Source organism: Niastella sp. (genome assembly GCF_045805085.1).
Lineage (GTDB): Bacteria > Bacteroidota > Bacteroidia > Chitinophagales > Chitinophagaceae > Niastella.
Map to the genome: position 1 here is coordinate 1 of NZ_JBJMLX010000536.1, position 26,956 is coordinate 26,956.

At 44.7% G+C, this 26,956-nt stretch carries 21 protein-coding genes; 8 read left to right on the forward strand and 13 right to left on the reverse strand.

The features are described 5' to 3' along the window. Nucleotides 1–80 precede the first annotated feature (80 nt). Entirely contained in the window at nt 81–2,885 is a 2,805-nt protein-coding gene (locus ACJ751_RS27905) for a T9SS type A sorting domain-containing protein (protein ID WP_407748825.1), read from the reverse strand. A 902-nt stretch (nt 2,886–3,787) separates the two neighbouring features. Here ACJ751_RS27905 and ACJ751_RS27910 point away from each other — a divergent pair. Beyond that, nucleotides 3,788–6,016, forward strand: coding sequence for a DUF5723 family protein (locus ACJ751_RS27910; RefSeq protein WP_407748826.1), 2,229 nt, complete (start codon nt 3,788–3,790; stop codon nt 6,014–6,016). Between the two features lie 71 nt (nt 6,017–6,087). Here ACJ751_RS27910 and ACJ751_RS27915 read toward each other — a convergent pair whose 3' ends face one another. Both ACJ751_RS27915 and ACJ751_RS27920 read right to left on the reverse strand, forming a co-directional pair. Next, nucleotides 6,088–6,666: a DUF4136 domain-containing protein gene (locus tag ACJ751_RS27915; RefSeq protein WP_407748827.1), complete on the reverse strand. Its 579-nt coding sequence runs from the start codon at nt 6,664–6,666 to the stop codon at nt 6,088–6,090. Nucleotides 6,667–7,574: 908 nt separating this feature from the next. Continuing rightward, complete coding sequence (locus ACJ751_RS27920) at nt 7,575–9,707, reverse strand: response regulator (RefSeq protein ID WP_407748828.1); 2,133 nt, start codon at nt 9,705–9,707, stop codon at nt 7,575–7,577. A 78-nt stretch (nt 9,708–9,785) separates the two neighbouring features. On the opposite strand from ACJ751_RS27920, the gene ACJ751_RS27925 reads away from it, so the two are divergent. Both ACJ751_RS27925 and ACJ751_RS27930 read left to right on the forward strand, forming a co-directional pair. Continuing rightward, nucleotides 9,786–10,190 (forward strand): Hpt domain-containing protein, encoded by a 405-nt coding sequence (locus ACJ751_RS27925; RefSeq protein WP_407748829.1) that lies wholly within the window; start codon nt 9,786–9,788, stop codon nt 10,188–10,190. After that, complete coding sequence (locus ACJ751_RS27930; RefSeq protein WP_407748830.1) at nt 10,187–10,885, forward strand: LytR/AlgR family response regulator transcription factor; 699 nt, start codon at nt 10,187–10,189, stop codon at nt 10,883–10,885. Before ACJ751_RS27925 ends, ACJ751_RS27930 begins: the two co-directional genes overlap by 4 nt. Before the next feature lie 1,067 nt (nt 10,886–11,952). Here the strand turns inward: ACJ751_RS27930 and ACJ751_RS27935 are convergent. The 5 genes from ACJ751_RS27935 to atpG all read right to left on the reverse strand — a co-directional run bounded on the left by ACJ751_RS27935 (nt 11,953) and on the right by atpG (nt 17,288). Next, entirely contained in the window at nt 11,953–13,356 is a 1,404-nt protein-coding gene (locus tag ACJ751_RS27935; RefSeq protein WP_407748831.1) for an MBL fold metallo-hydrolase RNA specificity domain-containing protein, read from the reverse strand. A 59-nt stretch (nt 13,357–13,415) separates the two neighbouring features. Further along, complete coding sequence (locus ACJ751_RS27940) at nt 13,416–13,892, reverse strand: DUF4442 domain-containing protein (protein WP_407748832.1); 477 nt, start codon at nt 13,890–13,892, stop codon at nt 13,416–13,418. A 61-nt stretch (nt 13,893–13,953) separates the two neighbouring features. Continuing rightward, complete coding sequence (gene lysA, locus ACJ751_RS27945) at nt 13,954–15,168, reverse strand: diaminopimelate decarboxylase (RefSeq protein WP_407748833.1); 1,215 nt, start codon at nt 15,166–15,168, stop codon at nt 13,954–13,956. 119 nt (nt 15,169–15,287) lie between these two features. After that, the gene (scpB, locus tag ACJ751_RS27950) at nt 15,288–16,397 is read right to left on the reverse strand and encodes an SMC-Scp complex subunit ScpB (protein WP_407748834.1); all 1,110 of its coding nucleotides are present in this window, start codon (nt 16,395–16,397) and stop codon (nt 15,288–15,290) included. A 9-nt stretch (nt 16,398–16,406) separates the two neighbouring features. After that, nucleotides 16,407–17,288, reverse strand: coding sequence for an ATP synthase F1 subunit gamma (gene atpG, locus ACJ751_RS27955; RefSeq protein WP_407748835.1), 882 nt, complete (start codon nt 17,286–17,288; stop codon nt 16,407–16,409). A gap of 268 nt (nt 17,289–17,556) precedes the next feature. Here atpG and ACJ751_RS27960 point away from each other — a divergent pair, with 268 nt between their 5' ends. From ACJ751_RS27960 to lpxB, 4 genes are all read left to right on the forward strand, one after another. Beyond that, entirely contained in the window at nt 17,557–18,207 is a 651-nt protein-coding gene (locus tag ACJ751_RS27960) for an NAD-dependent epimerase/dehydratase family protein (protein WP_407748836.1), read from the forward strand. A 111-nt stretch (nt 18,208–18,318) separates the two neighbouring features. Beyond that, complete coding sequence (gene surE, locus ACJ751_RS27965) at nt 18,319–19,119, forward strand: 5'/3'-nucleotidase SurE (RefSeq protein WP_407748837.1); 801 nt, start codon at nt 18,319–18,321, stop codon at nt 19,117–19,119. Then, entirely contained in the window at nt 19,119–19,412 is a 294-nt protein-coding gene (locus ACJ751_RS27970) for a hypothetical protein (protein WP_407748838.1), read from the forward strand. Before surE ends, ACJ751_RS27970 begins: the two co-directional genes overlap by 1 nt. A gap of 154 nt (nt 19,413–19,566) precedes the next feature. Then, entirely contained in the window at nt 19,567–20,679 is a 1,113-nt protein-coding gene (gene lpxB / locus ACJ751_RS27975) for a lipid-A-disaccharide synthase (protein ID WP_407748839.1), read from the forward strand. A 117-nt stretch (nt 20,680–20,796) separates the two neighbouring features. Here the strand turns inward: lpxB and ACJ751_RS27980 are convergent, their stop codons facing one another. Then, on the reverse strand, nt 20,797–20,967 hold the full coding sequence (locus ACJ751_RS27980; protein WP_407748840.1) for a DUF6728 family protein: 171 nt from the start codon (nt 20,965–20,967) through the stop codon (nt 20,797–20,799). A 284-nt stretch (nt 20,968–21,251) separates the two neighbouring features. On the opposite strand from ACJ751_RS27980, the gene ACJ751_RS27985 reads away from it, so the two are divergent. After that, nucleotides 21,252–23,822 carry a zinc-dependent metalloprotease gene (locus tag ACJ751_RS27985; RefSeq protein ID WP_407748841.1) on the forward strand — a complete coding sequence of 857 codons (2,571 nt, stop codon included), beginning with the start codon at nt 21,252–21,254 and terminating at the stop codon, nt 23,820–23,822. Nucleotides 23,823–23,935: 113 nt separating this feature from the next. On the opposite strand, the gene ACJ751_RS27990 is transcribed toward ACJ751_RS27985, so the two are convergent. From ACJ751_RS27990 to ACJ751_RS28005, 4 genes are all read right to left on the reverse strand, one after another. Beyond that, complete coding sequence (locus ACJ751_RS27990; RefSeq protein ID WP_407748842.1) at nt 23,936–24,397, reverse strand: hypothetical protein; 462 nt, start codon at nt 24,395–24,397, stop codon at nt 23,936–23,938. A 633-nt stretch (nt 24,398–25,030) separates the two neighbouring features. Further along, nucleotides 25,031–25,426, reverse strand: a complete 396-nt coding sequence (locus ACJ751_RS27995; protein WP_407748843.1) for a group III truncated hemoglobin — start codon at nt 25,424–25,426, stop codon at nt 25,031–25,033. Then, nucleotides 25,423–26,190: an ABC transporter permease gene (locus tag ACJ751_RS28000; protein ID WP_407748844.1), complete on the reverse strand. Its 768-nt coding sequence runs from the start codon at nt 26,188–26,190 to the stop codon at nt 25,423–25,425. The genes ACJ751_RS27995 and ACJ751_RS28000 overlap by 4 nt, the downstream gene beginning before the upstream one ends. 10 nt (nt 26,191–26,200) lie before the next feature. Continuing rightward, complete coding sequence (locus tag ACJ751_RS28005) at nt 26,201–26,914, reverse strand: ABC transporter ATP-binding protein (RefSeq protein ID WP_407748845.1); 714 nt, start codon at nt 26,912–26,914, stop codon at nt 26,201–26,203. Nucleotides 26,915–26,956: the final 42 nt, after the last annotated feature.

The window sequence follows — 26,956 nt, forward strand, 5'->3', positions numbered from 1 at the left end:
ACCTCTTACTTCATTTACAAAAGAAAAAAGGCTGTCACTTCAATGTGACAGCCTTTTTTATATCTCCAAATTTCACTTATTTACTGCTTCAGCAGCGTTAACACACTGGTGCTTCCATCTCCATTTTTCACATGCACATAATATACACCTTTACCCAGGTTACCTATCCAGATCGGTACCAGGTTCTCACCATTATTTACCGCTAACGACTGGCGGCTATGAATATGTCCGGCGATGTCGGTTACAAACAGGCTGGCTATCGATTGTTTTGAAGCTTGTATATATACATTTGTTATGGCGCCGGCAGTAGCAGAAGGCCTCAGTTGAACCTGGTTGCTGCTATTCAGTAATACCGTTTGTATACTGCTTCGCACCAATTCATTTTGCTGATCCATTACCAGTAAACGATAATAAATAATGCCGGTACCCGGTAAATTGTCGTTATAGTTATAAGCAGTTCTACTGGTTTCCCCATTTACCCGGGCGAGCGTTACAAAGTGAACCCCATCGGCCGATCTTTGCACATCAAAATACCTTTCCGATGAAAGAGCCGTTGTTTTCCAGGATAAGCCTACCGCTGCATTCCCGGTTTTTTGTGCGGTGAATGAACTTAACTCCGTTGCCAGCACCACTGCCTGACTGGCCACACTGAATTGAGTAAGTACGGCAAAGGCCCCATCTGCACGGGCATAAGGGTTAGTACCACTGGCCAGCGCTTTTGAACTTGATTCTACGATCGATGTTCCGTTCGACCTGATGATCTGTGATTGTGTTCTGTCAAAAGAAGCCTGTTCTTCACTGCCCTGCCATTTCAGAGAAAGCATTACGTTACTACCACCAGTTACTGCTTCCGACACCAGCCATGTACGGTTCACGCCTGCATTGTACACACCGCCGGGGATCCGCTGGTCATTGACAGCAACGGTAAAATGATCTGCCGCGCCGCCATTGGTTAACTGAAGCGGATTATAAGCAGCCGGAGTAGGCCCAACGGGAAACAATACCGCGCCATCGGCTGCATCTACCTGTTCAATACGTAAGCCACCCAAACCGGTATTGGCTGCACCGGTGCTCCCGTTGCCGGTAACTATCCAACTGGTGGCCGGGTCGGTAAACGCACTGGCTACAACAGGATTACTACCTGTTTTCATAGTAAGGATATTAGCGCCGGTAACCAGTTTGGCTGAACCGCCCAATACCAGGTTATGGCTTATTGCAACACCAGTACTCAAGATCTTATTACCCGTACCATTTATCTCCAGCGAGCCATGGTCAGCGGGATATATATATTGATCGCGGGTAGCTGTATACGCTACCGTTCCCTGTAAATTAAACGGACCAGTCATGTTATTGACCGTACCGCCGCTGATGGTAAGGCGGGCAGTATTTTCAATTTCAAGACTTTTATAATAAGCGGTACCGGTTCCATCACTGATATTCGGCATTCTCGAGGGCCAGTTGGGCACCAGCACATCGATGGTATTATCAGGTACACCGCCGCACCAGTTCTGGGCTTCTTCCCATTTGGTGTCTTTATAACCCAGCCAGGTGCCAGATCTGCGAACGGTGAGTATTTTTTCGTTAGAAGTAGCCGGGGGCGCGCAACTGTTGCTCACCGTTACCCGGTACCGGTAGCCATTCATGGCCAGCGTAACCGGTCCTAATTGAAGCGTATTGGGGGGTGCAGCGGGTACAGTAACAATGCTGCTTACATTCGACCAGGTAGCACCGCTGGTACCGTTGTCAGTTTGCCATTGATAAGCTAACGTGGCGCTACCGCTGGCAATAACTCTAAAACCGGCAGGACTGTTGGCACAAACCGTGGTATCTTTTGGTTGAACCGGTATTGCCGGCAAAGTACGTATAGATAATCCGGCAAAACTGGATTGCGCACAACCCTTGGTGCCCGGATAACTGGCCACTATCTGCACATTCCAGGAAGTTCCGGCTGCGCCGGGAAAACCGGTTATGTTCAGGGTTTTGGTTTGTGAACCGCTATAAACGGCGCCATCGCTCACGTCGGTAAAATCCGTGGCGGGTAATTGTAATACCTGCCATTGATAGACCATGGCAGTTACACCCGTAGGGTTTGCAGTAAAGATGGCATCTCCTCCCGGACAAATGGTTGATGATTTAACTTCACCACCAGTAGGAAATACTGGTGCCGACAATACCCGGAACGTATCCATCGCAACACTGGTAGCATTACAACCAGTTGCGGTAATGGTAGCCGTATAACGATATAAATAACCATTCATTGACAATGTAGCTACAGGATAGGTAAGGTCATTGGTAGTACTGCCGGTATAACCATCAGCAGCCTTTGCATTACTCCACGAAACTCCATTATTGGTGCTCACCTGCCATTGATAGGTGAGTGCTGGGTCATTGGTTACCTTTAAACCGGAGCCGGTAGCGCCCTCACACACTGTTGTAGCCCTTGTAACTGATGAAACAGCCGGCGTGTCGTTTACAGAAAGCACAGCGGCATTGGAAAAAGATGAACCTGTGACATCAGTTACCACGCACCGGTACCTGCGCCCGTCGTTCACTATTTTGGATACGTTCAGCACAGTTAGAGTGGTAGTAGTAGCGCCGCTATAACTGGTCCCATTGGTGACAGTGCTATAACTGCCACCGCCGTCAACACTTACCTCCCATCGAATGGTAGTGGTGCCACTGGTTCCTGTAATTGTACCAATGGTAAAGGTTGGGTTTGAACCGGCGCAAACCGTTATATCGGCCGGGTTCTGCCCCAAATGCGGCAGCGGCAAATCGCGCGAGATGGCTGCCGAAACAATGCACAACAACCATAGTGTGCAAATAATAACTTTCAGAAATAGCCTTAGCCAGGGCGTTAGGGCCGGATGTGTAAAATTCTTCATACGTACGGAATTGTTTTAAATGGGTTGGGTATTTGATTTTTTAAATCAAACAGGTCATTGATAAATGGCGGCTGGAAGTAAGAAGAAAATATTAGTCAAATGGGGGCAACCACTACCAATGTTATTACCGGTAGTGCAAATGTTTAGTCGCAAAGGGCTTTCTTCGATCCAGGGTTAGGGTCAGTGATGCAACGCTAAAAGTAATGCGTTTTCCATGCTTCGCATATTCATTCCATGTATATATCATGTCGATATATGAATATGAAGCACGTTCATCCTTAGGGGGATAATAATGGCAGGAATATAATATTTAAAAGAATTTATATCAAAAAGCCCTCCCGATGCATCGGGAGGGACTCGCTATTTTCATTTTATAGCCGCTGATAAAATACACAGCGCCCATAACGAGATCACTATAATTTTCAGAAATAGTTTCAGGTATTGCCGGGATACCGGTTGTGTTAAGGCTTTCATACGATTATGGGTATTGTTTTAGAGGAACGTTGTGTTGCTCAGGGAGGTTATTGATCTAAGGAGGTCCGAAAGTAAGAAGAAAGTACCATCTATGCAATTTTTCCAGTTTTCGGATACACATTACCTGCATGTAAAATTCACGCATTTGAACATGCGGCAAATACTAATATAGAGTGGTCTTCAGCGGTAAATGAATGCAATATCAATACAATAGAAGGCCTGTTTTTCCGTTTGACAGTGCCCGAAAAAGGGTATTCCAACACGATTGCCTAACTGCCAGTAACAAAATACACTACTGACCAATGCTAAATTGATTTATATAATATATAAACCATTTATTTTTCACAAATTAAATTACCTTGCGGCGCTTTTAATTATAACATTAACCCTATAATTTAACCGCCTAACTAACTCTTAACTCCCAAGTCATGAAAAAAAGCCTTGCGCTAGGCCTGATAAGTTGCGTACCCTTGTTTGGCTTATCTCAATCATTTATCGGGTATCCGTACGACAATTATTCCGGTATTCACGGCATGTTGCAAAACCCTGCCTCTGTAGCTGCCAGTAAGTACAAAGTGAACATAAACTTTTTTTCCCTTAGCACCGTTGCGGGAAACAATGCTTATGAACTGAAAAATGACAAGTTTAAAAAGTTCGATTTTTCAGACCTCACCGAAAACAAAGATTATTTCAAATCAGCTAATGCCGACAAAAAGAACCTGTGGTTCAATACAGAGATCCTTGGACCCTCTTTCATGTTCACTTCAGGCAAAAAAAGCGGCGTTGGGTTGTATACCCGTGCGCGTACGCTGATCAATGAATTTAACCTCAGCGATAAAACATTCCGTTATTTCGGTAACGGCAATGATGGCATTTATGACCAGCCCATTCAGGAAGATAAGCTGCAGTTAAAAGCGCATGCTTTTGCTGAAGCCGGCTTAACCTATGGCCGGATTATCTGGAGCGCTCCCCACCACCTGTTGAAAATGGGTATTACCGGTAAGTATGTTGTGGGACTGGCTGCCGCTTCCCTGTATTCAAATAAACTGGCGGTAAATATTGCCAAGAACGATATCATTAACCAGCTCGAAGGTGACGTGAACGTACGTTACTCCAAAAACCTGGATGGTGTGGATGATAATTTCGACGATGTGTTGAAAAAAGCATCCGATAACCATGGCCTGGGTTTCGACGTGGGCTTCAGCTACGAATGGAGACCCGAAACCAGCAGTTGGCTCTCCAACGATCAAACGCCTTATAAGTTGCGGGTAAACGCTTCTTTAAACGATCTCGGATCGGTAAGTTATCAAAACTCCCAACATGGCAACAGTTATTCTGCAAACGCTACAGGTAAAACAACCAACGACCTGGACAAAAAAGATGGCGAAGATTTTGACCAGTATTTTACCCGCCTCGAAAGCCAGGGCATTCTTAAGTCCTATGCGCATGCAGATAAAATGAAAGTGAAACTGCCTGCTACTTTCCGTTTCGATGCAGACTACCATCTTTACAAACGCCTGTTCATTAACGCAGGTACTATTGTAAACCTCATTAACCGGGATAAGAACCAGACTTCAGCACAATATGCTACTACGTTCACTGTAACTCCCCGGTTAGAGAAAAAATGGTTCAGCCTTTATACGCCATTATATTACAATACACTCAACAAGAAAGCAGCCTGGGGTGCAGGTATGCGTCTTGGTCCCCTGTTCCTGGGTTCAGGTACCATCCTGAGCAACATGTTAGGGAAACAGAACGTTACTTCTGCCGATGTGCATTTAGGTTTTACCATGTCGATCTATCAACGGGTTAGAACACACAGACACAGAAGCCAACCGAAACAGGAAGTAAAAGAAGAGCCCAAAGCAGAAGCCGTTAAAGTAGAAAAGGTTGTTGAAAACCGGGTTGATACTGTTGTAAAGAACGTTGAAGTTATTAAAGAAGTTACCCACGATAAAGACAACGATGGTATCGTTGATGAAAAAGACGAATGTCCTGATGTTGCCGGTGAAGTAGCATTGGCTGGCTGTCCAGATAAAGACAAAGACGGCGTTGCCGACAAGAACGACAAATGTCCTGATGTTGCAGGTACTGCCAAATACAATGGCTGCCCTATCCCTGATACGGATGGCGATGGCATCAACGACGAAGAAGATAAATGTCCTGCAGTTGCCGGTATTGCCAAATACAATGGCTGCCCTATTCCTGATACGGATGGCGATGGCGTTAACGATGAAGAAGATAAATGTCCTGCTACGCCTGGTAAACCAGCCAACGGTGGTTGCCCCGAAATTAAACAGGATGTTGTGAAGAAAGTAGCTATTGCTGCCACGGCCATTTACTATATGTCTGGTAAAGACATCATCCAGAAAGTTTCTTACCCCAAATTAGACGTGGTTGTTAAGGTACTGAAAGCCGACCCTGCCCTGCAGATCAGCATTGAAGGCCACACCGATAATTTAGGTAAACCGGAAAACAACTTAAAGCTTTCTGCAAAACGTGCCACTGCTGTTAAGAACTACTTTATTAAAAAAGGTATTGCTGAAAGCCGCATCACTGCACAGGGTTTTGGTGATTCAAAACCAATCGCGCCTAACAAAACGCCACAAGGCCGCGCTAAAAACAGACGTGTTGAATTGCATTTGAACTATCAATAAGCTTAACACTCTTATATAAAAAAGCCTCCCGATGCATAGGGGGGCTTTTCTTTTTTCACCAGTTCCCGATACTATTTTTTCGCCACATCAAACTTGCGAAAGATAGCGTTCACACTGCTTTGAATCTCCTTATGGGTAAGCCGCCGGCTGTTTACATCATCGGTTGACCAGCCTTGCCAAACGGTTTTGTCAGTGTTGGCGTCTACCATGGTAATGGTGAGCGTACCTTCTCTTACTTCCGCAGTATTATAATCGTATCCCATGACGGTGGAAGGATAATAAATAGTTCCCCACCGGCGATAGAACGGGTTATAAAATAAACGACTGTAAGGCGCTGAGTAAACAGGATTCGACACATCACGGGTAGTTTTTTCTACCAGCACATCATAGCTCACCAATACATCCGGTCGTTTGTTGTCTTCGCGCCAGCCTTCCTTTCGCAATTTTGCATTCACCGCATCCTGCACCTGCTTTTGCATAAGGTCTGTATGCCGACCCTTATCAGCCTTTTTATCGCCCTCTATCCATGCATAGGTTTTATACCGGCTGAAATCGGCTGTCTTGTCTTTTTCAACGTATGCGGGCGCGGCACAGCTAACCGCCAGTATAATAGGAACAATAAGAACTGGTATTGTTTTTAAAATTCTCATATCGGCTCCTCCTTTTTGTGTTTAAATCACCCATTATAATTTACGTTGAAAAGGACGTGCCGACTTATAAGGCTTTGTGAAAGTATACTTAAGGAAATGTTAGAATCAATGTTGGGATATTGACTTGCTTACTGGGTTGATATACCCCCTAAAAAAAAGTAGGCAGCCCTTAAGAATAAGGGCTGCGAGTCACATGAGAAAATTATGCAGCAACCGTAGTTGATTCCGGGTGGATTGCTGCGGCTATGTTTTACCCGGAAAAGATGTATGATAAATTGAATTATCGTTCGGTATAAAACTGTTTAGGATAGGCGTTCAATGGGGTTCAGACTTGTCAAAAGTCCGGTTGGTATTACCTCGGTTTATTTGGTAAACGACAGGTATTTACAGCAGTAATTAGAATAGGATTACAAAAAAACCGGCTTGTTAAATGTTGGAAACCTGAAGATTGATTGGTTCCCTCCATTGCCTGAAACGACTGCAGGCTACAATTGATTGAAGAAACATTCACTGGAATCTTTCTCATGGCTTTGTTTTTTCGGCTAATACTGACTACGCTATACAATTGAACAGGTATGCAAGATACAAAGGTTGTTTAATAAAACACGAAGGAATACTACTACATTCAAAAAATTACTTACCAATTCAGTAAAAACAGGGTTAGAACTTATCATGGCAGTGGCTGCCTGGATAAATCTGGTACTTTTTAGGGAGATGCTCTCTGTGGTAGTTTACCACCAGTTGACCCGTTGACGAGTTGATCAGTTGACGAGTTGATCTCGGCTTAGCCGAGACAGCGACGTAGTTTTCGCTTCGCGCGCGGTAATACCCAAAGACCCGATCCTAAGGCTCTACTATTAAAGTCGCCCTGCGGGCTCTTCTTACTTCCTGCTTTTTACCTCGCCCACTTATGCTCGCAAGGCAGAGACTAAATAAGAAATCTTCGAGTGAAGTTCTTCCGGTCTAAATGGTTTGTGTATGAAATCTGTAAAGCCTTTTTGCAGCAGATCGGCCTGCATATTATCATATACCGCAGCTGTAAAAGCAACGGCGGGGATTGAAGTGTTAATCTTACGTATTTCCTTTAACGCCGTTGCGCCATCCATTTCGGGCATTTCAAGATCAATCAGCAACAGATCGAAAGTGCCTTTTTTAAACTGGGCCAGCGCTTCGCGGCCATTGGTTGCTTCGCTAACTTGAATGCCCCATTTGGTAAGAAATCTTTTAGCAATCGACAGGTTCACCGGGTTATCTTCTGCGATCAGTAAGCGGATGCCTTCCAGCGAATCGAGGTTTTTAATATTGTCCTCCATGTAGCGTTTCCGGTTCTCACAGATCCTCAACTCAACAGTAAAGTGAAACGCACTGCCCTTGTTTTCTTCACTCTCCAGCAACAGGTCGCTGTTGAACATGTTCACTATACGCTTGGTGATGGCTAACCCCAAACCGGTTCCACCATACTTGCGGGTAGTATTTACATCGGCCTGGGTAAAGCTGTCGAAGATCTCTTTATGTTTGTTTTTAGGAATACCGATGCCGGTATCCATTACTATAAACTGCAAGGTTGATTTGGTGCTTGACGAAAACAGTTTTCGCACCGCCATGGTAATGGTACCCTGGTGAGTGAACTTAAGGGCATTGGCCAGCAAGTTGCTCAGCACCTGGTTCAGCCTGGTCTCATCGGTATAAAATTCCAGGTCGAGCCGGTCGTCGATATCAATCTTAAACTCCAGTCCTTTCAATTTTATCTGGGGCGAGAACTGCGAAGCCAGTTTTTGCATGAACTCTTTTATGTTCACCGGCACATCGGCCAGCTCTACTTTTCCGGCTTCCATTTTATTATAATCCAGGATATCGTTGATGAGCATCATCATATGCTCTGATGAGAACTTAAGGATATCGAGGTGTTGTACCTGGGTATTCAGGTGTTCTTCCTGCAGCAATAAATTAGAAGCGCCAATGATGCCGTTCAGCGGGGTACGCAACTCATGGCTCATGTTGCTGAGAAAGCGCGATTTTGTTCTGGCTGCGGATTCAGCTTTTTCTTTTGCCTTCATAAGTTCAAATTCGGCCATCTTCACATTCGATACATCCAGGATACTGATCTTGGTGTAGCCGGTATCTTTATAAGTAAAGGGCACCACACTCACAAACCCATAAAAAATTCGGCCTGTTTTGGCCGTGAGGGTAAGTTCGCCCTGCCAGGGACGTGATTCGCCCGACAGGGATTCTTTTATTGAGTTGAACTGTTTTATCTGATGTTCTTCAAACCAGCTCTCCATATTCGTTCCTTCAATTTCATGTTTCTCTTTCACGTCAAACATTTCCAGCGCCCGCTTATTGCAACTGTTTATAATATTCGACTGGCTGAAAATAATAAATACCCCGTCGAGCGAGGTATTGAAGATGGTATCGCCAAATGTTTTTTCCTGCAGAATGGTCACCTCATTGTCTTTATTTACCCGTAAAATGGAATAGGAGAAAATGATGGTCATGGCCAGCGAAATAACCAGGTTACCGCTGTATAATTGCGCATACAGGGCTTCGTTGATGATTTGAATGTTATTTACATACGGACACAATTTTACACAGGCCAGCGAGGCTATAACGGTGATGGAGTACACCGATAACAGTTCTTTAAAGTTTCGCCTGATGCTCACCACAAACGTAAGTACCACGAAGTAGGGGAAATACAACAGGTACTCCCCTGCCTTTAACCCTTCCAGGTAACATATTACAATGAGATATAGGTTTATATTTACGACCGCTATGATCCGGCCTGTTTCCAGCTTTCGTTTTGAACCAAAATAAAATGCCAGTAAGAAAAAATAAGCGGAGGTAATATTTACTAACGCGCTTATATATAGTTTATGGTAGAAGTAAGAGAAAACGGAGATGAAGTTCAGCAGCAGGGCCAGAATGATGAACTGGTTAAAGCGGATGATCCTTTTGCGCATATCCTTTGAAACACCCTCATGCAGGCCGGTATGCACTATATCTCTGTAAATAGAGTAGACCAGATATAATATTTTCTCCTTCATAGAGTTATTGGATTAGAACAAAAAGGATCTCAGCTACGGACAACTAACTTAACGAAAAAATGGATAAACTATTTTCCAATGAGCGCAGCAAATTTCTCTAAAAAATTCATTTTCAACGAAAACATTGACGCCGATTACCTTTATAGCCTGTATGAAGATGATTACCAGTATATAGAAGAGATCTTTCAAACTACACTGGCACATTTTAATGAAGATTTGAATTCCATTAAAACCGCTTATCAAACAAATAATATATCTGACTTAAAAAAGGCAATACATAAAATAAAACCAACGTTTGGATTTGTAGGTTTGCCGTTCGTTCAAAATATTTGTAATGATTTTGAAGATATTTGCCAAAACGCAACTTCTTCGAATGATTTAACGTCAGAATATCAGCAAATTGTGGTTACATTAGCAGAGAGTAAGGAGCTGATCGCATCGGAGTACAATAAGTTGAAAGAATTCAATTCCAATATTTTATGAAATGGACCTGTGTCATAGTAGAGGATCTGCAGGTAGCTGCCGACTATTTGGTCAAATGCTGCGAGAAAAGTGCGCTGTTGCAGGTGAAAGGACATTTTACCAATGTGGAGGAAGCCCTGGACTACCTGAATAAAAATTCTGTTGACATATTGTTCCTGGATGTTGAAATGCCCGGCGCTACGGGTTTTGATCTACTCGATCAGCTGGCTTATTATCCCAAAGTAATACTTACCACCTCCAAATCAGAATACGCTTATAACGCTTTTGAATATAATGTAACTGACTTTTTAAAAAAGCCGTTTACTTATCAACGTTTTCAGGAGGCCCTGAATAAACTCACTGCAGCACCGGCTGGTGAAAACAATATCAGCAGCACGGCCACCGATCATATTTTTATTAAATGCGATGGCAAACTGGTCCGTTTAAATAATGACGACATCCTGTTTATTGAAAGTATGGGTGATTATGTGAAATTCGTGACCGCCGATAGCAAAAAGTACATAACACACAATACGATAAAGAACCTGGAGGAAAAAGTGAACCGCCAAACCTTCATCAAGGTTCACCGCTCATATATTATAAATATAAATAAGATAGACGATATTCGGGAGAATGACCTGTTTATCAAGGGGAACGAGATCCCGGTGAGCAAGGCTCACAAACCCGACGTATTAAAGCGTTTAAACATCATCTAACTTCATCGAAAATTTCTTCCTGTTTACCGGCATTATTACCCCAAATGGCTAATAATTTTCTCTTTGCCAGTCTTCGTAACCATCTTTGTTACAGATCAAAATCGAACACAGAACCCTAAATATATCTGTAGAAAGCATTTATTGTGACGGTTATCAATAATAAGCCCTATCCTTAAAACGGAAGAAAAAGTGGAATCCTTACACTCTTGAAAACTAGTGTGATTTTTATCTCCAGCCTGCTCATGATACGGATTTCATAAGAAGTTAGCCCCGACGTAATCCGTCGGGGTTTCTTTTTGTACGTTAAATAGGTTACTATTTATATTAAGGTAACATTAATAAACCGTTCAACTCTACCCACTTACCCACTTATGTTCAATTTATACACATTAGATATTTGCGTCATTTACCCGAAGTTTTCCACCTAAAATCGAAGGTTTCTACTTATTAGTCGAATAAAGTTGACCTAAGGGTGTAGAATAATCATCTTTGTTACAAGATCGAAATTCCTATAAAAAACCGAAAGACCCGAAAAGGGTGAATCCAGTAACTGCAGGCATCACGGAGCCTGACAATCCAGAAAAACCAAGTTACCCGTTTTGTCCAACGATCCATGAAAACCAAGTTACCCGTTTTGTCCAACGATCCATGAAAACCAAAAAACAACAGATCTCCTCGAGAAAAAGCCCTAAACGTCCAGTTCCGATGAAAAAACCAGGAATTTAAGATCCATTATCTGAAAGGAGAACCGTAGAAAATCTGACCTATAGATGAATTAAATTTTACTTAGAGACTACCCAAAGATTATTGAATTAAAAAACCGCCCCGTGAGGCGGTTTTTTGTTTAAATCGTGAAACGTCAAACGTGAAACGTCAAACGTGAAACGTGAAAGGGCTCGCTACAATATAACATTCCTCACTACTTTCATTTTTCACTCCTTTCATCCTCCTCCCCATCACTATATCAATCCTATCAACTTTCTCTTTTATTTCTCCTACCCTTTTTCTTACTCCGCAACTCGTCAACTTGTTAACTTGTCAACTCGTCAACTGGTTAACTGATCAACTTAAGTCAACCCTACTTCATAGTGCTGCTCAGGGATCTCTATATCCACAAATCCCTTCTTTAACAGGCGCTGCCTGAATTGTTGCTGTACATTATACTCTCCATGCACCAGGAACAGGCGCTTTACCTGCTTTGGGTCCTGGCAGGCCAGGAACTGGCTCAGGTCTTCATAATCGCCATGGGCGCTCATGCTGTGGATAGCTCCTACTTCTGCATGCACTTCATGCATTACCCCAAAGATGTGCACTTCTTTCCGGCCCGACAATAACCTGCCACCCAGCGATTCGGGTTCGCAATAACCGGTCATGAGGATGGTGTTGCGGCTGTTCTCAATATTATTACTGATATGGTGCTTTACGCGGCCGGCTTCTGCCATACCACTGGCCGAAATAATGACACAGGGTTCATTACGAAAGTTCAACAGCTTTGATTCCTGCACCGTTTTTACAAACTTCAATCCTTTAAAACCAAAGGGATCTGAATCGGTTTCCAGCACATGCTGAATGGTTTTATTGAAATAGCGGGGATAGCGTTTTACCAGTTCCGTAGTCTTTATGCTTAACGGGCTATCTACAAAATAATCCAGATCGGGCAGGCGCCGTTCCAGCTCCAGCTGGTTCAAATGGTATAACAATTCCTGCGTACGCCCCACGCTGAACGCGGGAATGATGAGCTTGCCCTTCTTTTTCAAACAGGTCTTCACTATCCATTGCAACAGTTGATCGGGCGTGGTAACATTCAGTTCGTGCAGGCTGTTGCCATAGGTTGATTCAATAATGACGTAATCGGCCTGGGGGAACACGGCGGGTGAACGCAGGATCACATCGCGGTACCGGCCTACATCGCCACTGAAGGTTAAATGGGTAACCTTGCCATCTTCGTTTATTTTCAGGTTCACGGCCGCACTGCCAATGATGTGACCGGCATCGGTGTACATCAACTCTACAAACTCATCTATCTTATACCATATGCCATATTCCACCGCCTCCAGATGCTTAAAGGAGTTTTCTGCATCTTCCGTTGTATAGAGGGGTTGCAGGTAGGGCTGCTTTTCAGCCGCTCTTTTCTTGTTCAGATATTTTACATCGTCTTCCTGTATTTCAGCAGAATCGAGCAACAGAATTTCGGTCAGATCTTTGGTAGCCGGCGTACAAAATATTTTGCCGGTAAAGCCATCCCGGATAAGCTTGGGAATAAGCCCGCTGTGATCGATATGGGCATGCGATAAAATAAGAAAGTTTACTTCTGCCGGGTCAAAGCCCCAATTGCGGTTCAATGCATTGGTAGCCTGTCCCAACCCCTGGAACATTCCACAATCGAGCAAATACTTCCGGCCATTGCTTAACGTGAGCAAGTGTTTTGATCCCGTAACGGTACGGGCAGCACCATGAAAAGCGATCTTCATTATTGAGAATTATTTATTGTTTATTGTTTCCATTTCGTGAATCGTGAATGGCTCGCCATTCACGCTTTCACCTTAAACGACCAGGTTATTAAACAATCTGCTACCTTTTCACCTTGCGTGTTCGTACCTACAGAAGTGGTTACACAGGTTTGAGGTTCGCGGGTGGCAATAGCCTTTTCAATGGTATTCAATAACAGGGCGCCATCTTTACATTCAAAGCGGGTTCGGCCGGTTGCTTTCTTGAAATAATTGGCTTCAAACTTCACTACCAGCATACTCACAGGCGGTTTTCGTTTATATACATGCGCCATTGCGAGAGAACCGGTACTCATTTCGGCCGCCATTGCCAAACAGGCAAAATAAGTTGAACGGAATGGGTTTTGTGAGAACCATTTATAAGGAACGGTCACCACGCAATGCTGTTCATCGATCTCTCTTACACGCACACCCGAAAAAAATGCCGCAGGCAGTTTGTAAAACAAATACAACCTGAATAATACCGGGCTCTTTAATTGTTGGATGAATTTATTTGGCATGAGGTAAGGTCTTTCAGATAATGAATGTAAAATAAAACCCCGACAAGTGTCGGGGTTAATTTTATAATACTTCTATTTGATTCTTTAACAGGTCTTCAAACTCATCGCGTCTGCGAATCAGGTGCGCCTTGCCATCTTTTACCAGTACTTCGGCAGGTTTCAGGCGGGAGTTAAAGTTGCTCGACATTTCAAATCCATACGCACCGGCATTATAGAACACCAGGTAATCGCCTTCGCGCACTTCGTGCAGCTTGCGGTCCCAGGCAAACGTATCGGTTTCGCAAATATTCCCAACCACGGTATAGATCCTTTCAGGTCCGTTGGGATTGCTGATATTTTCAATATGGTGGTACGCCTCGTAGAACATAGGGCGAATGAGGTGGTTGAACCCGCTGTTCACCCCCGCAAATACGGTGGCCGGCGTTTGTTTCACCACATTTGTTTTTACTATAAAGTAACCGCACTGGCTTACCAGGTATTTACCGGGTTCAAACCAAACCTGCAGTTTTTTACCGGTTTCTTTTTCAAAGTTCTTGAAAGCTACGGCCATCTTCTGACCCAGTGTATTTACATCTGTTTCCGGATCATCGGGCTGGTAAGGCACTTTAAACCCACTACCCAGGTCAATAAATTCCAGGTCGGGAAAATGCGAGGTGATCTCGAACATTACATCGAGGCCTTCCATAAAAACGCCAATGTCTTTGATCTCACTACCGGTATGCATATGCACCCCGGTCACTTTCATTTTGGCGGTTTTTACAATGCGCTCGATGTGCCTGATCTGGTGAATGGAAATACCAAATTTGCTGTCTACGTGCCCGGTAGAGATCTTGAAATTACCACCGGCCATAATATGAGGGTTGAGCCGGATGCAAACCGGATAGCTGCCGCCAAACTTATTGCCAAACTGCTCTAAGATGGAGATGTTGTCGATATTGAGATTAACACCCAGTTCCTTGGCTGCTACAATTTCCTGAAAGTCTACACAATTGGGCGTATACAGAATGTTCTTGGGATCAAAGCCTGCCTTCAGGGCCAGCTTTACTTCATGAATGCTCACACAATCAACCCCGGCGCCGAGGCTGTTCACATATTTTAAAACATTAATATTGGTAAGCGCCTTACAGGCGTAGTAAAAACGGGCATTGATCTTTTGAAAGCCTGTTTGCAGCTTTTCGTATTGCTCTTTAATTTTTTCGGCATGGTACACATACAGGGGCGTACCGTATTCATTCGCCAACTGGATTAATAATTCCCGGGATAATTGCTGTGCCATAGTATGCGAATATAAGAATAAGTTGACAAGTTAATAAGTCGACAGGGTTGACATTGTTAAAAGTAAAAAAGCGCATCCATCTTTTAATGAATGCGCCTCGTTTATATAGTTTTTTGCTGTTATTTCTTTTCTTCGTCCTCGTCTTTATCCTCATCACCTTCTTCATCCTTTTCTCCGCCTTCTTCCTCAGATCCGTCGTTATTCTCTTCTTCACCTTCCTCTTCATCGGGATGTTCTTCAATCAGCTCACCATTGTCGTCAACGGCAAAAGAGATGGAGTCACCTTCAGGTTCTTCTTCCTCTTCTTCGGGTGTAATGTAGGGTTCTTCTTCGCTAAAGGCTTCGGCATCATCTTCGTCAAAACCTTCTTCTGCAATTTCATCCAGCACTTCATCTGCTTCCTCATCCAGCGCCTCTGCTTCTTCAGCTATGGCTTCTTCATCGGTATCCAGTTCGTATGATCCTTCGGTGGCTTCTACATTCTCTGCTGATTCACCTTCAACTTCCTGGCCCAGGGCCGCTTGTACTTCATCTTCTGCTCCTTCTTCGCCTTCTTCACTGAAAGTAACGTCGGTTCCATTTAAATAAACGCCATTTTCTGAAGGCAGGATACCTTCGGCTTCGCCCTCTGCAGGTGCAACGCCGGATTCACCACCAACAACAGTAGGCGCTACAAAGTTGTCATCGAGTACTTCTTTCAGCTTTGGCAGGTCATCTGTTGTGTTCAGGCCGAAATAGTCCATAAAGTTTTTGGACGTACAATACACCAGCGGGTGGCCGGGCATATTTTCGTTACGGCCTGTTATTACTATGAGGTCTTTTTCGAGTAATTTCTGAATAGCGTAATCGCTGCTTACACCACGGATAGCTTCAATGTCGGATTTTGTTACCGGTTGTTTATAAGCAACTATACTTAAGGTTTCCAACGCTGCTGTAGACAGGCGTTTCAGGAATCTATCACCGTTTAACTGGGCAACGGTTTTATGAAAATCTTTTTTAGTGAGGAACTGCCAACCGCCACCGCTTTCGCGCACTTCGAATGGATAGAATTCAGCCTTGTATTTTTCTAAAATACCTTCAATGGCCGATTCAATCTGATCGAGCGTGATCTTATCTTCCATAAAGCCAAAGGCCTGGTTGATCAGATCAGTGATCTCCAATGTTGTTAAAGGCTTTTCACTGGCAAAGATCAACGCCTCTATATGGGGTATCAGGTTGGAAATTTCCATTATTAAATTTTAACCTTGTAATGCAGCGGCACCGCTCACGATCTCTGTAAGTTCGGTAGTGATGGCTGCCTGGCGTGCCCGGTTATATGAAATTTTATAGTGCTTTAATAACTCGTTGGCGTTTTCGCTGGCTTTATCCATGGCAGTCATACGGGCGCCGTGCTCAGAAGCATTGGCATCCAGTACCGCTTTGTACAATTGTGTGTTCAGGATCTTTGGCATCAGCTCAGCTATCAGCTCTTCTTTGGCGGGTTCAAAGATGAAGTCGCTCTTCTTGGCGCCATCTTTCTTCTCTACTTTCGGAATGGGCAGAAAACGTTCTAAAGCAAAACGTTGCATGGCGGCGTTGCGGAATTCGCTGTACACCAGTTCTATTACATCAAATTCTTTGGCTTCAAACGCTTTTACAGCAGCCTGGGCGACAGCCTGTACGTTTTCGAATTTCAATTTCAGGAACAGGTCTTTGAAGGTATCGTTTACCTGATATTTATTTTTCTGGAAGAATTCAGTTCCTTTTTTACCAATGCCCCATATGGTCAGATTGCCTTTGGCGTTCTGAGCGGCATATTTTTCATTGATGGTAGTGCGGGCCAGTTTAATTACGTTGGTATTGTAAGCGCCGCATAAACCACGGTCGCTGGTAATAACGATCAACAGCACTTTCTCCACAGGACGCTCAACTGCCAGGGCCATACCTGCATCGCCTTCTGCACTGCTCACGATGTTGCTCAACACTTCCTGCAGTTTACGGGCATAAGGACGCATCTGGATGATAGCATCCTGGGCTTTTCTCAATTTGGCAGCGCTTACCATTTTCATTGCTTTGGTAATCTGCTGCATATTCTGGGTTGCCTTGATCTTATTACGAACTTCTTTTAACTGACCTGCCATGTTGCAAAGTTGATTAGTTAATTTCTACCGGTTTTTTAGTGCTATAACAAATTAGTAATCAATTAAATAGAGCCAATAAAAGAACCAGTAGTTTTAATCGGCTGCAAAGGTAGCGGAAAGCGGCCAATATTCCACGTCCTGCATAAATTTTCCCCAGCCCGCCGCGGTGGGAAGAAAACCCCGTAATTGAATGCTGACGCCTGTTACGGGGGAATGCTACAAATCCATCTATAAGTAACCTTCGTATATATACAGGTAACTCCACATCATGCAAACCATTTTTATTACGGGGGGAACCGGGTATATCGGTTCCCGGCTCATAACAGCCCTGCTACAAACCGGCGATTATCGCATTAAGGCCCTGGCCCGAAAGGGGTCGGAACACAAGCTGCCGCCCGGCTGCGAAGTGGTTATTGGCGATGCCCTGGATGCTTCTTCTTATGCAAGCGCCACACAGAATACCGACGTATTTATTCACCTGATTGGCGTGCCCCACCCCTCGCCCGCTAAAATTGCTGCCTTTGAAACCATTGACCTGGTATCGGTACAAGAGGCGGCGGCCGTAATAAGCGATAACCATTTGCCGCATGTTATTTACCTCAGCGTAAGCCAGTACCCCGGCCGAATTATGAAAGAATACCGGGCTATACGGGCAACCGGTGAGGGCCTGCTGCAATCAACAGGCGCCCGTTGTTCATTCATCAGGCCCTGGTATGTACTGGGACCCGGCCACTGGTGGCCAGTTTTGCTGATGCCCCTGTACACGCTGGCGCGGTTGCTCCCGGCCACCCGCGAGCAAAGCCGCCAGCAGGGGTTGGTGACCATCAAACAAATGATCCGTACCCTGCATTTTGCCATCAACCATCCGCCAGAAAATGGTGTGCATATTTATAATGTTCCAGACATAAAAGCGTTCTAAGTAACCGGCTTTGGGATTACGAAAGAGGTGACTGGCGGTACTTACTGCCTGGCACATATTTCGTGTATTTAACGCATTTGATAGAAATTTTCAGCATTTTTGTTATAAGATATGGCAAAAGCAAAAAAGAAGAACGCAGCTAAGGCAAAACCGGTTATTCTCATAACGAATGACGATGGTATAACAGCACCGGGTATAGCTAACCTGGTAGAGGCAGTAAAGGATCTCGGTAAAATAGTAGTTGTCGCCCCTGATAAACCACAATCAGGCATGGGTCATGCCATTACGATCGGCCAACCCTTACGCCTGAGTGCCGTATCTACCTTTTTTGATGGGGTGGAGGCCTACCAATGCTCCGGCACCCCGGTTGATTGTGTGAAACTGGCGGTTGATAAAATCCTGCACCGCAAACCCGATCTGTGTTTAAGCGGTATCAACCATGGCGCCAATCACTCCATAAACGTTATTTACTCAGGAACCATGTCGGCTGCGGTAGAGGCTGCTATTGAAAGCATTCCTTCTGTTGGTTTTTCGCTGCTCGATTACAGCATCGATGCCGATTTTACCGCCGCCCGTAAATATGCCCGGCTCATTGTAGAGCAGATGTTGAAGAAAACGCCGGAGAAACATACTGTGCTGAACGTGAACTTTCCTCCTGTAGCGCCCGAGCTCATAAAAGGCGTACGTATCTGCCGTCAGGCCTATGCGAAATATGAAGAGGATTTTATTGAGCGCAACGACCCCAATGGCCGTAAGTATTACTGGCTAACCGGTGAGTTTGTGAACTTCGACAAAGGAAAAGATACCGATGTGTGGGCCCTTAAAAACAATTATGTGAGCGTTGTACCAGTGCAGTTTGACCTTACCAATTATCAACTGAAAGATAAGCTCGAAAAAACCTGGAAACTGTAATGTTCAAGAAAGACAACCTCCGCTTTGGCATGTTGCTGGGCTTTATTGCTCCCTTATTAAGCCTTATAGCCTATTACTTTTGGAAATTTTATCCCTATACTATCGGCGATTGTTTAGGATTTATAGCAGCTAATAAAAGCCAGATCACCGCTATTTCGGTGCCCTGCCTGGTGCTTAATATTGCCCTGTTCACCATTTACATTAATACCCACCGCGATAAAACGGCCAAAGGTGTTTTTGTTATCACGCTTATATATGCGATAAGCGCGTTGTTATTGAAATTCATATTGTAATAAGTATACGCATAGTGAAAGGGAAGTTGCGAAAACGGCAGAAGGCAGAGGGCAGAAGGCAGGAAGAAACTCATCAACTGCTCAACTGATTAACTTGTCAACTTGTTAACCCGTTAACTTATCAACTCGTCAACTTTTCAACTATCTTTACCCCATGCGTTATTACATTATAGCTGGTGAGGCTTCAGGGGATCTGCATGGTAGTAATCTTATAAAAGAGCTCAAAAAATCCGATACTGCAGCCGGGATCCGTTGCTGGGGTGGCGACAGAATGCAACAAGCCGGTGGCGAACTGGTGAAGCATTATCGTAACCTGGCCTTCATGGGTTTCTGGGAAGTGGCTAAAAACCTGGGCACTATTTTACGCAACCTGCAGTTTTGCAAGGATGATATTACCAAATACAAACCCGATGCGCTTATCCTCATCGACTACCCCGGTTTTAACTTACGCATAGCCGAATGGGCCAAACAACAGGGTTATAAAATTATTTATTATATCTCACCGCAGGTGTGGGCCTGGAAGGAGAACCGCGTTCATAAAATGAAACAATGCATTGATAAAATGCTGGTGATCCTGCCTTTTGAAAAAGACTATTACAAAAACAAATGGAACTGGGAGGTTGACTATGTGGGCCATCCGTTGATTGAGGTGGTGGAAGAAGCGCAACTACAGTCAGGCAGCGTGCCCCTTTCCAATAAACCCATCATTGCCTTATTGCCCGGCAGCCGCAAACAGGAGATCCTTAAAAAGCTGCCCATTATGCTGGAAGTAAGCCGCATATTCCCGGCATACCAGTTCGTAGTGGCCAAAGCCCCCGGTCAGGAAGACAGTTTTTATGAATCCGTACTGGCCACCTACCCCAATGTTTCTTCGGTGCGTGATGCTACGTATAACCTGTTATTGCAATCGCGGGCCGCACTGGTTACGTCAGGTACTGCCACATTAGAAACGGCTTTGTTCGGTGTTCCCGAAGTGGTTTGCTATAAAGGCAGTAATATCTCCTACCAGATAGCCAAACGGCTTATAAAGGTGAAATACATTTCCCTGGTGAATCTTATAATGGACAAACTGGTGGTAAAGGAATTAATTCAAAACGACCTTACCCCCGGCAATTTGCGCAGGGAGCTGGATGATCTGCTCACCAATGAAGCTACCCAGCAACAATTGCGGGAAGACTATACCGCTTTGCAACACCTGCTTGGCCAGGGTGGACATGCGTCGGCAAGAGCAGCAACTCTCATAGTAGATTATTTGCAAAAGAAATAAACAGCTCGTCTTAAAAGAAGCAGTTCCAGGTTCCAGGTTTCAAGTTCCAGGGCCCTAATGCCAGTTCTTGCTTTCTCTGCCCCTTATCGCGGGGCAGGCTGTAACTTGTAACCTGTTTTACTTCTTCATCATCACCAGCTTTACAATAATGATAATGATCGCAATCAGGAACATAAACAGGGATATCCTGTTGATTCCATGCATATAGCGCATCCAGGTTGAATGCGGCGCGTTCGGGTCGCGTTTCTTCAAATAAAAATATTCCTGCAATTGTCTCCAAACTCCCATAATTAATTCACTGATTTTTAGCGGTATTACAAATTTACAAAACCAAAATGATAATACCGTGAATCGTGAATTGGCAATCGTGTATGGCTCGCGAACTTTGAGATCAATAATCGATCCCGGGCCACCGAAATTTATTGCCGATTCACGATTGCTCCGGCTTAGCCGAGACCGTTAGCCGTCAGACAGCCTTGCAGTGACTCCATCCCTGAAATCCTGCTTCCATCCTAAAACCGATGGGCTTACCTGAAAGCATCAGTAAATTGATTGTACCTAAAAAAACAAATATGAGAAAATTCCTGATGGTCCTTATCCTTTCGCCTGGTTTGTTGCTGACTGCTGTGCGGGCGCAGGATAAAAAAGGGACCGCCGTAGCGCCACCCCTTACCGACACAACCAAAAAGAAACCTGCCGGCATTAGCGACAAAGTAAAAACCAGCCGTAAATACGATGGCCTGTTCACGTTGTACCAGGACACAGTTACGGGTACGGTTCAATTATATGTAAAGAAAAATCAGCTGGGGAAGGAATATATCTACCAAAGCTTTTCTATTAATGGTCCCAACCAGTTGTACCTGAACCAGAGCATGCACCGCCAAACCATGGTCTTTAAAATAGAGAAAGCATTCGATAAACTGGAATTCTCCCAGGTGAACATCCGGTTCTGGTACGACCCCAACAACCCGGTAAGCAAAACAGCTACGGTTGACAAACCGGAAGCGGTGTTCCTTGTGGAGAAAACAGTGTCAGAAGATGCGGATGGATACCTGATCAGCGCTGATGGATTGTTCATCAGTGAAAAGCTCGATCCGGTAAAACCAATATTCCCACCCGGCATTCCACCCTCTGCCATCTTCAACCTGGGCAACCTGAACCCTGCCAAGTCGCGTTACACCAACCTGCGTTCATTCCCTAATAATTCCGACATCGTAGTTGACCTGGCTTACGACAATCCCATGCCCTTCAACAATGGCACTACAGACATTACTGATGCCCGTTACGTGCGCGTTCGCATGCAACACAGCCTGATCGAAATGCCGAAGAATGATTTCCATGCCCGGCGCGACGACCCACGGGTTGGTTATTTCTCGCAAATGGTGAACGACCAAACCAGCATCAGCCCGGTTCCTTATAAAGACATTATTCATCGCTGGGATCTGAAGAAAAAAGACCCGGCTGCAGCCCTGAGCGAACCGGTTGAACCCATCGTTTACTGGATAGAAAACACCACGCCCGTTGAATATCGCCAAACGATCATGGACGCAGGTTTAAAATGGAACGAAGCATTTGAAAAGGCCGGTTTTAAAAATGCCGTTCAAATGAAAATAATGCCCGATGATGCCGATTGGGACCCTGCCGATATTCGTTATAATGTGATCCGCTGGGTTTCTTCCGCCACGCCTACTTATGGCGCAATTGGGCCCAGCTTTGTAAATCCCAAGACAGGGCAGATCATTGGCGCCGACATCACCATTGAATGGTATTCTGGCAGCGCCACGCCTATCCTGGACGAATTATTCAAACCGGCTGCAGCCACAGGTAGTTTGCAATTTGCCGGGATGGACCCGCAGAAGGAAGCCAATTGCTCCCTGGCCAATGAACTGAAAAGCCAGTTACTAACCGGTATGACCATCCTGGATGCCACCAATGCCAGCACCGCCGAACTGGTTGAAATGCACAAACAGTTCCTCACTTACCTGGTGATGCATGAAATGGGACACACCCTTGGTTTGAACCATAATATGAAAGCCAGCCAGATGTTATCACCCGCCGAAGTGAACAATACCGAACTTACGCACCGGATCGGGTTGATCGGTTCTGTAATGGATTACCCTGCCATTAACATTGCGGCAGACAGAAGCAAACAAGGCGATTACTATACCACCAAAGCCGGTCCTTATGACCTGTGGGCCATAGAATATGGCTACACGCCATTTAACGAAGGAGAGGAAGCAGCAGGTTTAAAAAAGATCATTGCCCGTAGCACCGATCCCAAACTGGCATTTGGTAACGACGGCGACGATATGCGCGCGCCCGGTAAAGCCATGGACCCCCGCGTGAACGTTAACGAATTAACCAGTGACGCCATTGGCTATGCCGAAGACCGCTTCAGGATCGTGAACCAGGTAATGGGCAAGCTGGTGCAGAAATATACAAAAGAAGGCCAGTCGTATGCGGAATTACGTACCCGCTACGGCACCCTTCTCGGTCAGCGTTTTAGCATGGCATCGGCCGTTAGCCGCTATGTGGGCGGTATTTATATCGACAGAAGTTTTCCCGAGCAGAAATCAACTAACAAGCCTTATACACCCGTACCGCTGGCTACGCAAAAACGCGCCATCGATATGCTGAACAAATATATTTTTGCTCCGGACGCGTTTGATGCAGACGCCCAGGTGTTTGCTTACCTGCAACCCCAGCGCCGTGGCTTTACCCAAAATGTAACAGGCGATGATTTCCGCGCTACAGAAAATATACTGGCAGTACAAACCGGTAGTTCTCTTTCACATCTGTTGCATGGCGCCACGCTGCAACGTATTACCAACAGCCGTTTATATGGCAATCAGTACAGCGTTGCCAGCATGATGGGCGATTTGCAGAAAGGCATCTTTAATGCGGATATTGCTACCAGCGTAAATGTATATCGCCAGAACCTGCAAACCTGGTATGTACGTCAGCTGGTATCGATGATAGACCCTAAGAACCAGCAGTTTGATGATGTATCAAAAGCAGCGGCGTTGTACACGCTGAAAAAGATCAAAACGCAACTGGCCACCGCCGTTTCAACCAACGATGAAACAAAAGCGCACCGCGCCAACCTGTTGTTCCTGATCGAAAACGGAATGGAACCTAAATAATAGCAAAGGTGAGCCATCCGCCGGCTGGCGGATGGCTCACCTTTGTACATAAAAAAAATCCCGTAACCAGCGGGACTTTTTTATGCTAACATCAAAACAACACAATCAAAACTTTACCTAAAAAACCTTGCCAGGGGAATTGACTTTTTATTTCGACTCATAACTTCTTTTAATCCTTTTTCAATAGTATATACTTTATCGCGGGGTTCTTCATCGCTCAGGGCAATTGACAGATCGCAATACCCGCTTTCCAGATTAAATGTCATAATCAACACGATGACTTTCTGCCCCCAGAAATTGAAGGCATTATTATGTACCAGTTCAATGGATACTTCTTTTATATTTTCATCGAACAACTCGTAGCCGTAATCCTCCATGGAACCGAACTTTTCTTTACCCTGTTCTTTTTGAATGGTAACAGTGATGAATGCACTTAGTGGCCTTTCTACCCCCTTCTCGAGGTTTAACAGTAGAATACGGGGAAGATTCCGGTTGATATAACTTTCTAAACGCAGAAATAATGCTTTGTCGACGGTGTAGGGCCCGAGGTGTTTTTGCAGACTGTAGCGTTGCATAGCTCATTTGTTTGAGGTAATAAAAAATAATTGCTATGCTAATAATCAGAGGTGCGTTTACAGAATAAATATAGACAATAATTATAATGTGCCAAAAATAAATACCCTTAAAGGCAGTGGGCTGAACCGGGAGCAGAAGGCAGTGGCTGGATAAAGCATTTAGCGTTTAGCCTTTAACTATTACAGTTACCCCTCGAAATACCTAAATGGTTATTTACAAATAGGTACTAGTCCCTAGCACTGGTTAAACAATATGGTCATTCTATAGAAACAGAGCAGCCGAAGTTTGCAAACCGCCTGTTCCATACCCTACTTTTACATCAGCAAGCCAGGAAATATGCAGAACGCCAAAGGCCGAACGCTGAAGGCGGAATGCAAAAAGTTCACAGTAGACCTTAAGATACCTCTGAAACCCCTAAACCCTATCTGAACCTTTTGAAAATGTAAACCGTAAATGATCGCACCCTTGGAGTACCCCAACCTAAGCCCGTTTTTACTCCGACACCCTATGGCCTTACAGAACCCTATCCAGATCCAATGAAAGATCAATGAAAACCAACCTTTTGGGAACTTCCAAAAGAGCTTGTCCTCCCGATAGCTATCGGGAGGATCTTTTTATTAAAGGATGTTCTCTTACATTATTGACCGGGGATCGTTGGAGGGGTGCACCTTTATCTGCATCATGGTGGCGATGGACTGCGCCCGTTGTTTTATCAACTCAGCTTTGTCGCCCTCAAACAGTTCATCCACAGTGGATAAAAACAACTTTAACCAGTGTTGAAAGTGGGCAGCAGTAAGCGGCGATCTCTGATGCAGCTGTACATGGGCCGCCATGGGATTGCCCTTAAAACCACCGGTTTGAAAAAGGATGTTTTCCCAAAAATCATACATGCGGGGCAAATGCGCTTCCCAATTCACTTTTGCTACATCATTAAAAAGATAGCCAATGGTTTCATCGGCCCGCACTTTTGTATAAAAAGTATCTACTAATTGTTGAATGTCGGCTCTATCTCTTATATCCGGTTTCATAAGTCCTTTCGATTAAATTTTCTTACTGACCACCACAGGGGCGTTACCGCCCAGGCCAGCATAATTCCTATTGTTACTACTATACCCCCTTGATTACCAAAGAAATCCTGGAATACAGCACTTGTAGCGCCCATTAAAGCTGACATATCAAGCTTCAGCAGTATCAGGATGCGCGCCAGGTCTACAGGATTTAAACAACTGAACACGACCATTGGTTTTTCCATCGGGTAATCCATGAACTGGAATAACAGGAACAATACAATGCCGTCAAAAATAAGTGTAAAATAGAACCATAATAAAATAGCTACCCCAATTCCTTTTGCTTTATCGCGGGTTAACACCGATGCCAGCAAGGCAATGGCTACAAACACAATGGTCAGCAGCAGGCCCATGGCCGTCATCATAAGCCCGGTGTCGCCGGGGGCATAAATGAGCACCGGAATACCACAACCTACCAGGAAGGCCATGCACACAGAGGAAGCCAAACCAGTAAAGATGCTTAACCAGATGTTGACACGCCTCAGGGGCTGCGATACCAGCAGTTCAATAAACTCGGCGGCATTGTAAACATAGATGGTTGAAAATACGATGCTCACCAGGGGCACAATAATCAACACCAGGTTCAACAAACTCAGGATGCCTTTAGAGGGATTGTCTTCGAGGTTGAACACACTCAGCGAGATCACTGCCAGAAAAAGGGTGTAGGCAATGATGATGCGGTTGCGCAACAGATCGAGCAATACGTATTTGATGATCTTTTTCATGGTAGTAGTTTTATATGCCAGTGGCCTGCATTACATGCGCGATGGCGCGTGACAGGGTTTTTTCACCCGTATCCAGCTGTAACTGATCGAGCGATTTATGAAACTTCAGTTTACCTTCTTCCATATAGATCACTTCGGTAATAATGTCGTCCAGATCGCTTAATATATGCGAAGTGATCAGTATCAGTTTGCCCTGCTGTTTTTCCTTCCTGATCTTTTCTTTCAGTATTTCGGTCGATAAAGGATCGAGACCGGCAGTAGGTTCATCGAGTATCAATACATCGGGATTAAACAAAAAGGCCAGCGAGGCGCTTACTTTTTGCCGGGTGCCGCCGGAGAGCGTGCCCATTCTTTTATGCAGCATGCCATCCAGTTTGAACAAATGAATAAGCTCTTCATCCAACTGTACGGCGGTTTGTTTGCGAATGTCTTTCATCATATCGAGCACCTGCGCAATCGTCATATTCTCCGGGTAACGGCCTATTTGTGGCATATAACCAATGGCAGACCGGTATTGCCAGTTATGGGCAATATTCTTTTGATTAAAGGTGATAAAGCCACTATCGGGCACCACCATTCCCAGCAGGCATTTAATAAGAGTGGTTTTACCTGAACCATTTGGTCCAATGAGCGAAATGGCGTGTCCTTTATTGCAGCTGACGCTCACGTTATCGAGCGCGGTGAGTTTTGAAAACTTCTTTGTAACGTTGGTGGCGATGATCATGGGGAAACAATTTTAAATGCTTTCATTTTGGGGCGATCGTCT

What these genes read in the sequence shown, in the direction of transcription:
- ACJ751_RS27905 (WP_407748825.1), bottom strand. Translation starts at nt 2,885, where the DNA reads ATGAAGAATTTTACACATCCGGCCCTAACGCCCTGGCTAAGGCTATTT.
- ACJ751_RS27910 (WP_407748826.1), top strand. Translation starts at nt 3,788, where the DNA reads ATGAAAAAAAGCCTTGCGCTAGGCCTGATAAGTTGCGTACCCTTGTTT.
- ACJ751_RS27915 (WP_407748827.1), bottom strand. Translation starts at nt 6,666, where the DNA reads ATGAGAATTTTAAAAACAATACCAGTTCTTATTGTTCCTATTATACTG.
- ACJ751_RS27920 (WP_407748828.1), bottom strand. Translation starts at nt 9,707, where the DNA reads ATGAAGGAGAAAATATTATATCTGGTCTACTCTATTTACAGAGATATA.
- ACJ751_RS27925 (WP_407748829.1), top strand. Translation starts at nt 9,786, where the DNA reads ATGAGCGCAGCAAATTTCTCTAAAAAATTCATTTTCAACGAAAACATT.
- ACJ751_RS27930 (WP_407748830.1), top strand. Translation starts at nt 10,187, where the DNA reads ATGAAATGGACCTGTGTCATAGTAGAGGATCTGCAGGTAGCTGCCGAC.
- ACJ751_RS27935 (WP_407748831.1), bottom strand. Translation starts at nt 13,356, where the DNA reads ATGAAGATCGCTTTTCATGGTGCTGCCCGTACCGTTACGGGATCAAAA.
- ACJ751_RS27940 (WP_407748832.1), bottom strand. Translation starts at nt 13,892, where the DNA reads ATGCCAAATAAATTCATCCAACAATTAAAGAGCCCGGTATTATTCAGG.
- lysA (WP_407748833.1), bottom strand. Translation starts at nt 15,168, where the DNA reads ATGGCACAGCAATTATCCCGGGAATTATTAATCCAGTTGGCGAATGAA.
- scpB (WP_407748834.1), bottom strand. Translation starts at nt 16,397, where the DNA reads ATGGAAATTTCCAACCTGATACCCCATATAGAGGCGTTGATCTTTGCC.
- atpG (WP_407748835.1), bottom strand. Translation starts at nt 17,288, where the DNA reads ATGGCAGGTCAGTTAAAAGAAGTTCGTAATAAGATCAAGGCAACCCAG.
- ACJ751_RS27960 (WP_407748836.1), top strand. Translation starts at nt 17,557, where the DNA reads ATGCAAACCATTTTTATTACGGGGGGAACCGGGTATATCGGTTCCCGG.
- surE (WP_407748837.1), top strand. Translation starts at nt 18,319, where the DNA reads ATGGCAAAAGCAAAAAAGAAGAACGCAGCTAAGGCAAAACCGGTTATT.
- ACJ751_RS27970 (WP_407748838.1), top strand. Translation starts at nt 19,119, where the DNA reads ATGTTCAAGAAAGACAACCTCCGCTTTGGCATGTTGCTGGGCTTTATT.
- lpxB (WP_407748839.1), top strand. Translation starts at nt 19,567, where the DNA reads ATGCGTTATTACATTATAGCTGGTGAGGCTTCAGGGGATCTGCATGGT.
- ACJ751_RS27980 (WP_407748840.1), bottom strand. Translation starts at nt 20,967, where the DNA reads ATGGGAGTTTGGAGACAATTGCAGGAATATTTTTATTTGAAGAAACGC.
- ACJ751_RS27985 (WP_407748841.1), top strand. Translation starts at nt 21,252, where the DNA reads ATGAGAAAATTCCTGATGGTCCTTATCCTTTCGCCTGGTTTGTTGCTG.
- ACJ751_RS27990 (WP_407748842.1), bottom strand. Translation starts at nt 24,397, where the DNA reads ATGCAACGCTACAGTCTGCAAAAACACCTCGGGCCCTACACCGTCGAC.
- ACJ751_RS27995 (WP_407748843.1), bottom strand. Translation starts at nt 25,426, where the DNA reads ATGAAACCGGATATAAGAGATAGAGCCGACATTCAACAATTAGTAGAT.
- ACJ751_RS28000 (WP_407748844.1), bottom strand. Translation starts at nt 26,190, where the DNA reads ATGAAAAAGATCATCAAATACGTATTGCTCGATCTGTTGCGCAACCGC.
- ACJ751_RS28005 (WP_407748845.1), bottom strand. Translation starts at nt 26,914, where the DNA reads ATGATCATCGCCACCAACGTTACAAAGAAGTTTTCAAAACTCACCGCG.